The 13,865-nt window shown below is 54.1% G+C and carries 10 protein-coding genes; 1 reads left to right on the plus strand and 9 read right to left on the minus strand.

Annotated elements, in window-relative coordinates:
• Nucleotides 1-98: 98 nt before the first annotated feature.
• The 8 genes from ACG2E4_RS03545 to ACG2E4_RS03580 all read right to left on the minus strand — a co-directional run bounded on the left by ACG2E4_RS03545 (nucleotide 99) and on the right by ACG2E4_RS03580 (nucleotide 12,150).
• Nucleotides 99-1,604, minus strand: coding sequence for a hypothetical protein (locus tag ACG2E4_RS03545; RefSeq protein WP_395258181.1), 1,506 nt, complete (start codon nucleotides 1,602-1,604; stop codon nucleotides 99-101).
• 1,062 nt (nucleotides 1,605-2,666) lie between these two features.
• Nucleotides 2,667-3,326, minus strand: a complete 660-nt coding sequence (locus ACG2E4_RS03550; protein WP_395275729.1) for a TlpA disulfide reductase family protein — start codon at nucleotides 3,324-3,326, stop codon at nucleotides 2,667-2,669.
• A gap of 1 nt (nucleotide 3,327) precedes the next feature.
• Nucleotides 3,328-3,609 (minus strand): hypothetical protein, encoded by a 282-nt coding sequence (locus ACG2E4_RS03555; RefSeq protein WP_395261258.1) that lies wholly within the window; start codon nucleotides 3,607-3,609, stop codon nucleotides 3,328-3,330.
• Nucleotides 3,610-3,636: 27 nt separating this feature from the next.
• On the minus strand, nucleotides 3,637-4,113 hold the full coding sequence (locus ACG2E4_RS03560; RefSeq protein WP_395275730.1) for a DUF411 domain-containing protein: 477 nt from the start codon (nucleotides 4,111-4,113) through the stop codon (nucleotides 3,637-3,639).
• 120 nt (nucleotides 4,114-4,233) lie between these two features.
• Nucleotides 4,234-6,081: an efflux RND transporter periplasmic adaptor subunit gene (locus tag ACG2E4_RS03565; RefSeq protein ID WP_395275731.1), complete on the minus strand. Its 1,848-nt coding sequence runs from the start codon at nucleotides 6,079-6,081 to the stop codon at nucleotides 4,234-4,236.
• A gap of 61 nt (nucleotides 6,082-6,142) precedes the next feature.
• Nucleotides 6,143-7,591 carry a TolC family protein gene (locus tag ACG2E4_RS03570; protein ID WP_395275732.1) on the minus strand — a complete coding sequence of 483 codons (1,449 nt, stop codon included), beginning with the start codon at nucleotides 7,589-7,591 and terminating at the stop codon, nucleotides 6,143-6,145.
• Nucleotides 7,592-7,795: 204 nt separating this feature from the next.
• On the minus strand, nucleotides 7,796-11,569 hold the full coding sequence (locus ACG2E4_RS03575) for an efflux RND transporter permease subunit (RefSeq protein WP_395275733.1): 3,774 nt from the start codon (nucleotides 11,567-11,569) through the stop codon (nucleotides 7,796-7,798).
• A gap of 146 nt (nucleotides 11,570-11,715) precedes the next feature.
• Nucleotides 11,716-12,150 carry a hypothetical protein gene (locus ACG2E4_RS03580; RefSeq protein ID WP_395275734.1) on the minus strand — a complete coding sequence of 145 codons (435 nt, stop codon included), beginning with the start codon at nucleotides 12,148-12,150 and terminating at the stop codon, nucleotides 11,716-11,718.
• Nucleotides 12,151-12,408: 258 nt separating this feature from the next.
• On the opposite strand from ACG2E4_RS03580, the gene ACG2E4_RS03585 reads away from it, so the two are divergent.
• Nucleotides 12,409-12,795, plus strand: a complete 387-nt coding sequence (locus tag ACG2E4_RS03585; RefSeq protein WP_395261247.1) for a DUF302 domain-containing protein — start codon at nucleotides 12,409-12,411, stop codon at nucleotides 12,793-12,795.
• 55 nt (nucleotides 12,796-12,850) lie between these two features.
• Here ACG2E4_RS03585 and ACG2E4_RS03590 read toward each other — a convergent pair whose 3' ends face one another.
• Nucleotides 12,851-13,846, minus strand: a complete 996-nt coding sequence (locus tag ACG2E4_RS03590) for a mechanosensitive ion channel family protein (protein WP_395275735.1) — start codon at nucleotides 13,844-13,846, stop codon at nucleotides 12,851-12,853.
• Between the last annotated feature and the right edge of the window lie 19 nt (nucleotides 13,847-13,865).

Below are 13,865 nucleotides of genomic sequence, written 5' to 3' on the forward strand. Positions count from 1 at the left end.
ATTTGGTTAAGTTTATGTTGCGCAACGACTTAAATATACTGAATCTTCCGCTTTTTTATTCGAAATAAGTACTTTTCTTATCTCGAACTCACGTTGATTTACAGGCCGGTGCGCCGTCTCGGGGAAAAGGCCTGCATTAGCTGACCCAGTACGCTTTTCCCGATTTTGGTGATCTTTTCCTGCCGGCCCAGCGAAAGGAAACGCAGCAGGTTGCGCAGTTCGACCAGCAGGTGGGGCGGATCGGTCACCAGCGTATCGTTTCGGATGATAAAATCCCAGTCCAGCGCACGGTCAAATTTAACGCCGTTATCCTTCATAGTTTCATAGTAGAGGTGGGCCATCAGCCCGTACCCGATGGTGGTGGGGTGAATGCCGTCCAGGCTGAAAATACCGCCTTTGTACACCTTGCCGGTTTCCCGGTCAAGCCGCAGGTAGTCCGTACTTATCTTCAGGTTTTTGGGATCCTCCACTAAATGCGCCGTCGCGGGATTTCGTTTCATGGCCTGGCAAAAGTCTTTGGGAAACGGAACCTTGATCTGACCCCGCAACCGGCGGTTGGCGATGGCACTGACATACCGATTAAGCGGCACCACGATCCAGCCGTATTCTTCGGCAATCGTCCGGATAATTTGATTGTATTCATCCACGATCATATCCAGTTTAATCGCCTCGTCTTTGGTAAAATGGGGATGAACATCGGGATTGAAATCGGTGTCCCAGATCCAGAACCGGGTGTAGTAGTCAAAATAACCGCCGCGTTCCCGCGAGAGATCTTCATTGATGCCGCGCACCGCCGGTGGAATCGTCACGTAGGGAATGGTTGGCGTAATGACCCGTTTGGCCCCGATGGAGCTGATTCGTTCGGCCAGCTTACGGTACTCGGTTTCAAAATGCTCGGGCCGATACACCGTGTAATTTCGTTCAGAGGGTGGTTGTTCAAGGTCTTCGGGCTCGGAATATTCAAATCGCAGATCGGTAATCGCCCCGATGATGTTGTTGTGCCCCATCGTAACGATCAGGTTTTCGATACCCCCGTGCTCCTGAAGATAGCGGGCATTGTCGATCTGCGTAAAATCCGAGAATTTTTCACTGAACGAGGGATTTAATACCATGCAGGCGGTGATATACATGGCGTGATCGGGCAGCACGTTGAATACGGAGTAGGTTTCCCGGTGGACCTTGATATATTCTCGGCTCATTTTTTCGTTGACCATCCAGGCGTCATTCATTGCAAATCCCCATATCGACTGGTTGTGATAGGGCATGGATCGCTCGTTGGCCAGCGGCTTGAAATGGCCCTCCCAGTAGCGTTTGATCCTGCGCAGGGTAGAGTAGAGGTGCCCGGCTGCCGGCAGGTATTCATTCCACTCAATGGAGTCCCCGTATTCATCCTCCAGTCCCCGAACCAGCACCTCCAGGTTGAGCGGAATACCGGCCTGCGCGGTAAAATTGGGCTGGTCAAAGGTTGGCTGCGGTTTAAAGCATTGAGCCAGGAAAGAGGGAAAGTTCAGGTCTGTCCGGTAGATTCCACCGTTGTTAAATCCCTGGCTGATGCTATCTCCGATAACGACGAGTTTATGTTCAGGTTTTTTTCTTGAAAACAAGGGTCAGTAAATCAGTTTCTATCTCCAGTTGAATTACGCTGAGGCTCAGAAGAAACAGTTAAACAGAACTTTGCAAAACCACCGGTTCCTCGTTCTGAGGGAGTTGTACCCCCCGCTAAACAAGGTCACCAAGCCCGGTGGCACAACCACCTCCCAACAAAATAGCAGGTTCTGCAAAGCTTCTTTAAACAGTATCACAAACGGATAATACCAGAAAGTATGTCAACCACATCATTGCGTTGTCCATGCCTCAGGCGATCTTGTGACCGATCGAACAGGTCAGGAATATCGGGAAAAAAATGTCATATTCTTAATCTGACGTCAACTTGGGACAGGAATGATCCAAAGAGGGCTTTGCAAAACCCTCAATTCTTCGTTCTGGGGGAGTTGTACTCCCGTTAAAAGGTCACCAGGGTCGGTAGTACAACTACCTCCAAAAAAATGGCAGGTTCTGCAAAGCCCCCCAAAATCAGTTTGTTGCTGTACCCCTTCCAGCCGTTGAAACTTTTGCGGGCTCGTTTTTTAATCACTAAAAAAATGAACAGGGAAGGAGGATAAGGAGGCCTTAATGTGAAACAGGAGACGATTTTCTCCAACCGAGGTGTCCCTTTTGTCTTGATACAAAAGGGACGAAAAAAATCAAGGCGGTGAATGGGGCACCCGCTGCAACCTGTGCAGGCGTGGATGTTGATGGTCCGTCACGCAAGTTGCCCGCTATCAAAGTTCTCACCGGCAGGCCATCCACCCCCGCCTGCTTCGGCTTCTGCGCCCCATTCAAGGCCGGGAAGGCTAATCTATATTTTTGCTCCGTCTCCTTAATAGAGAAAATGCTTCCGGTATCGGAACAATTGCTTAACACGTTAATACGATCACCCCTTCGAAATTCATCATTTCTAATTCTTCATTCATAACTCCCATCCCCAGCGGCTTTTTTGGTTTGTTTTTTTGGCTGTACAAAAAATGAACAGGGAAAGATGACTAAGAAGCCTTAATGAGAAACAGGAGAATGTTTTCTACCCTTCATCAAACAGAAATTCTTCCGGCAGGGCATGGGGCAACAAATCAAGCCTCTGCATTTTTCGCAAGCAACTCCTTCAACCGGGGCTCCAGCTCCTTTTTTGTCAGCGCTCCAACCGAAAAATACCGCAGATCTCCCTGTTTATCGATGATATAGGTAGTGGGAATTCCCATAGTAGGCCCGTACTTCTCCATGATGGTACCGTCATCAATAAACATCGGGTAGGTGACATTAAATTTCTCCATAAACGGTTTAACCACGGAACGTCCCTGCTCGTCGATCGAAACGCCGAGGATAACCAGGCCTTCATCCCTGTACTCTTCATACAGGTCCACAAAATCAGGCATTTCGTCTGCACAGGGAGCGCACCATGTGGCCCAGATGTTCATCAGCACCACCTTGCCCTTCTGCCCGGAAAGCTGAAATGGATCCCCATTCATCAAGGTAACCGTAAAGTCGTTGGCCGTTGCTTTTTGCCGCGCAGGGTAGAGTGCAGCCGATGTAGGGTCCAGCCGCTCCAGGGGCTCGGTGGGTTTCGACTTGCTGGAATCCCCGGAACTACAGGATAGAAGCAGTGGCAACGCTAAGAGGGCAAGTAGTAGTTTGGGGAAACTACGCAGTACGGAATACGTAATCGCTGAAGCGTACTGCGGATTGCGTGCTGCATATTGATTTTTCTCTTTATGACTGAATAGAAATTTCATCCTAATTTCCTGCCTCTTCTTGTTGTTGCCGTTCCCATTCCGCCTGGTCCATAATCTGGCCCTGGGGAGTAATTATTTCGTTTGGGGCGGGCGGTTCGGTTGGAAATTTATCGATACCCACGTTGGGATCGCGATTTTCCGGTACATAATGGACGTGCGAGCCGTGTGAAACCTCGGTATAGGATTTGGGATTAAACACGCCCAGTGAATCCGCAAGTGCAAATCCTGCGGCTATGATAACAGCGGCGATGAAAATGTATTTAAGCTTGTTTTTGGATGTCATCGGGCAAGATTATCAAGGCGATTAGTGTTAGTGTTGTGCGTATACTTCCCGGGAGCCGTCCTCCTGGAAAAGGAAGACTTTATACGGTTCTGCGGGACGACCGGGCATCTCCATGCCGGGCGATCCGATCGGCATTTCGGGCACGGCAATACCCCTGGCGTCGGGCTGTTCTTCCATCAGGTTCCTGATATCTTCGGCGGGCACATGTCCCTCAACAACGTAGTCACCGATAATGGCCGTGTGGCAGGAACTCATGTCGTAGGGGACATCGTGTTCCGTCTTTATTATCTGCAGGTTGGCAGTCGGTTCCTGTGTCACCTCAAACCCGTTTTCTTCCAGGTAATCCGCCCATTTGGCGCAGCACTGGCAGGTAGCGTTTTTGTACATGGTGATACTGTTGGACTCCGTGGCGGAAGAACCGGACTCCTGGCCTGAACAGGCCGAAATAACGGTGAAAAGCAGTGTTGCTGAGAGCAGTTTTATGACGGAAAAATGGTTATTCATCAGAGTTGGGAATGAAATTAATATTATCGCAGATTATTGGGAAATATGGAAAATCTATCAAGGGATAAATCTACTCCAGTTAAACGTATAGTTCAATCTGTTATCGTTATTAACGAGATTTTATTTTGATTCCGTTTCCAGGACCTTCTCTGTTGACCCACAAGTTAGCATTTCCTGCCCCATATATGGATTAATAATTTCGCTGTTTTCGCTGAGCCAGTATGCCCCTTTTTCGTCACGGGCCATCGGGCAGTACTGAAGGTGCAGGGTCCGGTCAACTCCAAACACGGTGAACGTTTTGGTCAGGGCGTCTGACAGTGAAGCAAATTGATTCCTGAACGCTTCGATATCTTCTGTCTTCTGCATCGCATGCACCAGTCGATCGATGGTTTGCTGGTGATCCATCCATGTCTTCATTTGATCCTGGTCCCGGATTAACTCCATATCCACGGCTGAAAATGTCTCTTCAAAATGATCGAGGGCGGACATGGCATTGTCAATATTGTCACCGGCCAGGGCCGTACTGATATCGGAGTAGGGTTCCGTGAGTGCAGTGAGCTGCTTGCGGAAAGCCGCCGGAACCTCATCTTGATCAACGAATGATTGAGAGGACTGCAGGTCATGCGTTTCGCCGGTATCGCGGCTTTCCCCACCGTGATCGTGTCCCCCGGGCGTGCGGCCCCGGTTTTGACCGGGCTCCCGGTTCATCATGCTGCGCTTGTCAGCCAGCTGCGCCGCACTGTCGATCATGAAGTTGCCGTTTATTACGACCTGTTCCCCCTCGCTCAGTCCCTCCTTAATGACGTAGGCATCGTTCACACGCGGACCCAGCACGATTTCCCGCGCCTGGAAAGCGGGCTCGTCGCCACCCGTTTGTACATACACCAGCGACCGCTCCCCGGTCCACAGTACCGCCGAGGCCGGAACCTGGAGCTGGGGCTCCCCGCCATTGAGTGGAGAAGAGATGATCCCCCTGGCCAGCATGTTCGGTTTCAGCTTCCCGTCGGGATTGGAAGCTTCTGCGCGGACCGTGGCGGTGCGGCGCCGGTCGTCGAGCATCGGATCGATGTAGGTGACCGTTGCCCGGAAGCGGTCCCCCGGATAGGCTCCCACCGTGAATTCGACCTCATTGCCGCGGGAGATCCCGTCCAGGTCATTTTCATACGCCTCAAACTCGATCCATACGCTGGACAGATCCGCCACCTCAAAAATCGGCTTCCCGAAATGGATATGATCGCCGACGGCCACATGGCGGGTCGTTACATACCCGGTCTGGTGGGAGTGGATATCAAAGTTTTGCTGGGGCTCGCCCTTTTCAAGAATACGGTCGATGACTTCCGGGGCAATTTCCCAGTTGGTAAACTTTTTGCGCGTGGCCTGGTACAGCCGGGGATTTGATTCGCGGTTCTCATACGCTTCCAGCAGCTCTTTCTGGGCTGTTACCAGGTCCGGCGAATAGATTGAAGCGATGGGGTCGCCCATCTCGACGTAGGCACCGGTGTAATCCAGGTAGAGTTTCTCTACGCGACCGGGGAAGTGGGCGGGTATCACCGAGAGCTTGCGCTCGTCAACCATCACCTTGCCGGGCATTCGCGATGTTTTGACGGCGGTGGCGTGGGTGACTTCCGCGGTCTGCACCTGGGCCAGCTGCATGGCCGCCCGGGTCATCGTGGTGGTATAGGGATCGTCACCGGAGTCCGCATCACTGCCTCCGTTGTCGGCGGGGATCAGTTCCATGCCGCAGATCGGGCAGTTGCCCGGCTCATTCTGGCGAACCTGCGGGTGCATGCTGCAGGTATAGACGATGTTGCCCTCTTCATCAGTATGGGCTTCTTCCACATGCTCGTCCATAGTTGCCGGTTGATCGGGTTGCGTGGCGGAACCGCCGAACAGCAGCCATCCCAGGATTATACCGAGGATGAGAATGCCTCCGGCTGATGCGAGCTTTTTAAGGTTGAGTGATTTCATGGTATCCATTTTGATTAATAATAATTGGTGTTGGGACGTAGCATGCTACGTCTGTACTTAATTAATTCCCTTTTTTGCTATCATTTTTGAATCCTGTTTCTTCAGGTTCAATGTTGTAATGTCCGGTCAGCAGCTCGATCCGGGCTACTGCTCTATTCTGGCTGCCGAGGGCTTCTTCGCGCGAACGCTGGTAGTCGAGCAGGCGCCGCTGCAGGCGCAGGATCTCCTCAAACTCGGTATCCGCACTGGCGTACTCCTCAGTAAGGATATCGATCGCTTGGCGCGTGCGTTTAATCTGTTTTTCTTCATAGAGATTAAGCCTACGGTTGGCATTCCGGTAGTCCCGCAACGCTTTTTCAAGGGCTGTGCCCAGCTCGTTCTGCCTGGCTGCCTGCTGCTCGGCTACCGAGCGCTGATTCAGTTCTGCCTGCCGCTTCCGGGCGCGATATTTTCCGCGGAACAGGGGGATCTGGATGGAGGCGCGCGCCATAAAGGCATCCTTGCCGTTATCAGTCATCGCAACCTCACGCTGGCCGGTGAGGATGTAATCGAAACCCACCCCGAATTGGGGCAGTCCCTCCAGTCGCGCAGCCCGCACCTGGTGCCCGGCGGCCTGCTCCCGGAACGAAAGCTGGTTCAATCCGGGATTCTGCTCCAACATCTGCCGTCGAAGGTCTTGCTCCCCGGAAGGAAGGGCTAATGGCGACAGCGCCATCGTTTCCGGGAAAGCAACCTGCTCACTGTTAAGCAGTTCACCGAATTCCTGCCGGAGTACACGCCGATCGTCCAGCAGGTTGCTGCGGGCGATGCGCAGGTCCTCCAGTTCTATCTGCACACGCAGCACATCCGGCTGGCTGCTCTGGGCAGTCTCCACCTTCTGCAGCGCCAGCTCCTCCAGCGATTCCAGGATTTCAATATTCCCATCGAGGATGGCGATTCGCTCATTCATCACATACAGCTCGTACCATGTCGATTTCACCTCGTAAAAAAGGTTGTTCCGGTGTGCCTGGAACTCCTCGAACCGCGCCCTGGCTTCGTTGATCTTGATATCTTCACGGGCTCCCAGCGTTCCGAACCAGGGAAACATCTGGCTGAGCGAAAATCGCGCAGTTTGGGGACCCACCCGCGTCTCAATCGGGCTGATGAAGTAGCCAAACGCCAGCTCGGGATCGGGCAGGGCATTTACTTGTGGTACTTCTTCCAGCGAGGCCAGGTAGCGGTTGAAGGAGGCTTCGAGGCCCGGGTTGTTTTGGGCGGCTGTTTGCAGGTGTTCCTCGAGCTGCGGATTCAGTGCGCTTGTGGTGTCTTGTGCCTGTACTTGTACAATTGTTGCCAATACGAATATGAGCAGCAGGGTCATCCTCGTCAATCCCTCTTCAAAGTGGGACCCCAGAGCCCGTTTCTTAATTTTAGCCCCGTTTCGCTGATTACGAGTTCCATCTCGTTCCGTCTCTCCGCTGCGGAACGCCCAGCCCAGGAAGTTCTGCTTCCAACATTTTTGATCTGCCAACTGAGAGTCAACTTCTTCTCTATGGGTTGAATAAATGACTCCAAGCCTGGCACCAAAGTCCCCCTTCGAAGGGGGATTAAGGGGGATGACAAACCTCCCGTCATTAAATGGCTTAAGGTTGATAGGGAGTTGCACTCCCGTCCTGAAAGAGCATGTTAATTTATTATCAATTCTTTCACTATTCATTGTTTTCATCCTCTGTAATTAAACTTGTTCCGGTTGCGAGCGCTTCCACTGCCACTCTTTATAGATGGCGTAGAGCACCGGTACCACGAACAGCGTCACCACCTGCAGCAGCATGCCGCCCACGCTGGGGATCGCCATCGGCACCATGATGTCGGAGCCGCGGCCCGTGGAGGTCAGCACCGGTATCAGCGCCAGGATGGTGGTGGCGGTGGTCATCAGCGTGGGACGAATACGGCGCTGCCCGGCACGAATGACGGTGGCGCGGATCTGCTGCAGGGTCGTCGGCTTGTTGCGGTCGAAGAGCTGGTCGAGGTAGGTGGCCATCACCACACCGCCGTCAGCGGCGATCCCAAACAGGGCGATGAAGCCGACCCAGACGGCGATGCTCAGGTTCACCGTCCCCAGCTGAAACAGGTCGCGCATCGATTCGCCGAACAGGTGGAAATCCATAAACCACGGTTGCCCGTAGAGCCAGATCAGGATGAATCCCCCGGCCCAGGCGACGAAGATGCTGCTGAAGATCATGCTCGTCGTCGGCACCGACCTGAACTGGAAATACATGATCAGGAAGATCACCAGCAGGGCGATCGGCAGGATGACGGAGAGCCGTTTCTCGGCGCGTACCTGGTTTTCGTAGCTGCCGGCAAACTCGTAGCTGATGCCGGAGGGCACCGCCAGGTTTCCCTGTTCGATCTGATCCTGCAGGTGGGCCTGTGCATTTTCCACGACCTCGACCTCCGCAAAGCCGTCCATGCGGTCAAAAATCACGTAGCCGATCAGGAAGGTGTCCTCGCTCTTGATCGCCTGCGGTCCCTGCCGGTAGGTGATCTCCGCGAGTTGTCCCAGCGGAATTTGTCCGCCACCGGAGGAGGGAACCAGCATGTTTTCGAGATCCGACGGCTCGTCCCGGCGCTCGCGGGCATAGCGTACGCGCACCGAATAGCGCTCGCGTCCCTCCACCGTGTTGGTGAGTCCCACGCCGCCGAGTGCCACTTCGATATACTGCTGCACCTGCTGCATGGAGAGTCCGTATCGGGCGATCTCCTCCCGGTCCACGTCGATCTCCAGGTAGGGCTTGCCGACAATCCGATCCGCAAACACCGACGCTGGCTTTACGCCCTGGACGTTTTTCAGGTGCTCTTCGAGCTCCATCCCAAAACCTTCGATGGCTTGCAGGTCAGACCCTTTCACTTTGATCCCCATCGGGGCGCGCATGCCGGACTGCAGCATAATCTGCCGCGTCTCTATCGGCTGCAGCTTGGGCGCGGAGGTGAGGCCGGGAATGCGGGTGGCGCTGACAATCTCATCCCAGATATCGTCGGGGCTCTCAATATGATCGCGCCACTGCCGGTAGTATTGGCCGTCTGTATCGGGAACCAGGTTGCCGTTCTCGTTGCGGACAAACGCTCCCTCATCATCAACTTTATAGCGGGTTCGGCGCCCGTTTGCATCGGTCTTGTACTCCGATTTGTAGGTAATGACGTTCTCGAACATCGAGGTGGGAGCGGGATCGAGGGCCGATTCGGTGCGTCCCAGCTTGCCGACCACATCCTCCACCTCGGGGATGGAGGAGACCCGCATGTCAATAAGCTGCATATACTCCCTGGCCTGCTCGATGCCGGCGTGCGGCATGGTGGTGGGCATCAGCAGGAAGGAGCCCTCGTCGAGCGGGGGCATGAATTCTTCGCCGAGGCCGGGGAACGTCTCATCAGCAGCGCTCCATACCTGCGTGGTGCGGATATCCAGGCCAACGGTATCGAAACTTTTTGCCACGAAGCCGAAGACCGAGGAAAATCCGAGCCAGATCACCAGGCTCAGCACGACAAGCGTGGTGGGTACCGAAAGGAACAGCGTTTTGTGGCGGAGAAACCAGCCCAGCATATCCGCATAATATTTGACGACCAGGTAGAAGCTGCCGAGGATCAGAAACAGGAGCAATCCCACGAAAACGTAGTTCCAGAGAAACGCAAACGACGGTCCCAGGGGCAGCCAGTACCGGGCCAGCAGGAACGAGACGATCACCACGACCAGGCCGTTGTTGGCCATCTCCCGGTAGCGGGTGGCGGGGTGATCCACAAGCAGCGGCAATCCATTTATAAGACCGAACCCGACAAGGGCCGTTGCCGCCCAGCCGGGACCGGTGAACAGGAGGACGCCCCCTCCAAGAACCAGCGCCCCGTTCCAGAGCAGTTTTACCAGTTTGCGGCGGATCCTGATCGAGAAGAACCAGTGCGCGAACGGCGGTATCAGCGTGATGGCGATGATGATGGAGGCGACCAGCGCAAAGGTCTTGGTGTAGGCCAGCGGGCGGAAGAGCTTGCCTTCGGCGGCGATCATCGTGAAGACCGGCAGGAAGCTGACGATGGTGGTGGCGATGGCGGTAAGAACGGCCGAGGCGACCTCGCTGGTGGCCCGGAAGATAATCTCGAGCAGCCCTGCCTTGTCGGTCTCATCTGCTTCCTCGATATGCCGGAGCATGTTTTCCGAAAGAATAACACCAACGTCTACAATCGTACCGATGGCGATGGCGATGCCGGAGAGCGCCACAATGTTCGCATCCACTTTGCCCAGCTTCATGGCGATAAAGGTCATCAGCACGGCCAGCGGCAGCATGCCGGAGATCAGCACGGAGCTGCGCAGGTTGAGCACCATCACCACCACCACGATAATCGTGATCAGGATTTCCAGGTTCAGCGCCTCCTCCAGCGTGCCCAGCGTCTCGTTGATCAGCTCGGCGCGGTCGTAGAACGGCACGATGGTCACTTTTGACTCGGTGCCGTCATCCAGCGTTTTGGTGGGCAGGCCGGGGGAGATCTCCTCGATCTTGGCCTTGACGTTCTCAATTACCTGCATCGGGTTTTCGCCGTAGCGGGCTACGACCACCCCGCCGACCGCCTCGGCGCCTCCTTTGTCCAGTACCCCGCGGCGCAGGGCGGGACCGGTGCTCACGTGCGCTACATCCCCGATGCGGAGCGGCACATTATCGCGGCTGGCTACCACAGCCTGTTCGATATCCTCAAGGTTCTCGATATAGCCCAGTCCGCGCACAAAGTACTCCACGTTGTTGAGCTCCATCGTGCGGGCGCCCACCTCGGCGTTGCTGCTTTTGACCGCCTGGAAAATGTCGTTCATCGTGATGCCGTGCACCTGCATCGCCTCCGGATCCACATCCACCTGGTACTCCTTTACGTGTCCGCCGATCGGGGCCACTTCCGAAACGCCCCCGGCCGAGGAGAGGCCGTATCCCACATAAAAATCCTGGATGGAACGCAGCTCCTGCAGGTCCCAGCCGCCGGTGGGGTTGCCTTCCGCATCGCGGCCCTCCAGCGTGTACCAGAAAATTTGTCCCAGGGCCGTGGCATCGGGACCCAGCGAGGGCTGCACGCCGGAGGGCAGCGTGCCGGAGGGCAGGGAGTTCAGCTTTTCGAGGATGCGGGAGCGGCTCCAGTAGAAATCGATATCCTCTTCAAAAATCACGTAGATGCTGGACATCCCCATGATGGAGTTACTGCGCACCGACCGCACGCCCGGCACATTCAGCAGCTGGGTGGTCAGCGGGTAGGTGATCTGGTCTTCCACATCCTGCGGGGAGCGACCAGGCCAGCGGGTGTAGACGATCTGCTGGTTTTCACCGAGGTTGGGGATCGCATCCACCGCCACGGGGTCGCGCGGCAGGGACTGGAGATCCCATGAAAACGGGGCGGAGGCCAGGCCCCAGGCTACGAAGCCGAGCAGCAGGAGTACGGCCACGAGCTTGTTTTCCAGGAAGAAACGTATAGTCTTGTCTAGCATTTAATTGGTCTTGGGTCTTGAGTCTTGGGTGGCTAAGTAATACGCAGTACGTAGTACGCAATACGAAATACGTCCCTTGTTGCATACTGGTATTGCGCAAGGGGGGACGTTGATCAGATCAACGACTTGCTGTAAGAGACGGAAGACTAATTCAGAAAGGTGCTGTTCTTCAGGAAGATGGGAGGGGAGGCGTCACCGGCCTGGCGCTCCAGGTTCGCATGCTGAACGGTTGCGGTGACGGGTGTTGCCTGGTCGAAGATACCGGTGGCGACTGTGCTGAGATCGGCTTTAATCCTGGAAAAAGGGTTGGGCGAACGGGTGTTTACCGTGTGCTGGTCGGTGCAGCAAGAGCAATTCAGCCCGACATCGCAGTCTGTATCGCTGTCGGTATCACCAGCTTGATGCCCGTGGTCGCCGGCATGGGATTTTGGCTCCGAGTCATGATTATGAGTCGTAGATGAGACCGGCTGAGACAGATCACAATGGGCTGCAGAAACCCCCGTGGGAACGCTGACAGCCGCAAGTAGCAGAAATCCTGCAAGGATGGCAATCGCGCGATATGTGCGTGGGTGTCTTCGCATATGTTCTCAGTATTCAAAATTGACAAACTGAAGATATTGAAAAATATTGTGCGGATGCAATCACTTCTGCAACTTCCCGAAATTCCACACATCTTACTGTTAATTTCATTAATCATGACCTCCGAAGAACCTGCTATTTTTTGGGAGGTAGTTTGCAACCGGCGGAACGATTACGGGAAATAATTTATTACTACATGTTACTACAAGTAAAATGGGTAAACACTAACCGGAAAACCTAAAATCAATACAGGAGCCATAATGAGCTATCACATGTCAAAAACCCTGGATACCAGTTTTGAAGATGCGATCGAAAAAGTAACCGCGCAGTTAAAAGAGGAGGGATTTGGGGTACTGACAGAAATTGATGTCAAGGAAACCCTGAAGAAAAAGCTGGATGTAGATTTTAAAAAGTATAAAATATTGGGCGCCTGCAATCCCCAGATGGCCCACAAGGCGCTGCAGTTTGAAGACAAGATCGGTACGATGCTGCCGTGTAATGTGATTGTCGAGGAGCACGAAGACGGGTCGGTCGAGGTCTCTGCCGTGGATCCGACCGCATCAATGCAGGCGATCGATAATGTAAAACTTGCCGATGTAGCCACCCAGGTCAGGGAGATGCTTAATCGCGTGATCCAGGCGCTGTAGCCGGATCAAGGCAACGCTTTTGGGGAGCTGCAGGAGAATCAAATGTACCACCCATTCAGGCCGATGTTTCCGGCAGCATCTTTTTTTGATTTATTTCGTCAAGAATGCGTTCTGTCATTTCACTTTGGAAGGGAAATTCGTACCGGATATCCAGTACATAGGCTTTGACCCGCAGCTTCAGGACAAAATTCCTTTCGTGGATTTCGTTTTGGGCGATTACCACCACCGGTTTTTTAAGGTAGGCATAGCGTGAGGATATCGCCGCCTTGTAGGCTATCCTTTTGGCTTGGTCTATGTCGATGCGGGCGGGCAGGTAGATTTCGGCCACTACCTGGCAGTCCAGGGCGCCGGTGTTGGCGTTGGATATCGCTTTGCTGGAAATATCCCCGTTGGGCAGGCTGATCACCGAATCGTCGGGTGTGACGATGCGCGTGGAGCGAAGCCCGATCTGTAGAACTTCGCCATAAAAGTCGCCAACCGAAATTTTGTCGCCGACCTGGAACGGACGATCCAGGATGATGATAAAGCCTCCAAAAATATTTTTCAGGATATCCTGGGAAGCCAGGCCGACGGCAATTCCAATGGAGGCGGTCAACGTAATCACCGTTTCGACCGGGGGATCGATAATACCGCCGATGATGATGTAAAGTGAAAACGACCAGATAAAGAGGCGGATGATGGGCACCGACCGCTTGATCGCCATCCGGTACCTGGTAGCATTCTCAGAGAGATTGTCGACCACCTGTATTAAAAACTTGTTCAGGAAATAGGTGATGGCGAGAATCAGGATGATCAGGAAAATGACACTTAAAGAGATCAGGTTCTGCAGCTGGTTAACAAGTTCCTCCGCCTCCTGTCCGGGCGTATCCGATGTTGTTGAACCGGAACCTGCCGATACGGTATCTACGACTACGGTATCGATTGCCGCGGTGTCGACAACTGCCGCGGTGGTATCCGCAGGTCCATTCTGGGCCGAAAGGGCCACGGGCAGAACTGACAATATGCATATACTGCTGAAAAACAGGATTAAAAACGGGCGTATGGTGTTCATGGGAAATCCTCCGGGAAAA

Source organism: Halalkalibaculum sp. DA384, from assembly GCF_043951955.1.
In the GTDB taxonomy this organism is placed as follows: Bacteria; Bacteroidota; Rhodothermia; order Balneolales; family Balneolaceae; genus JAMQKA01.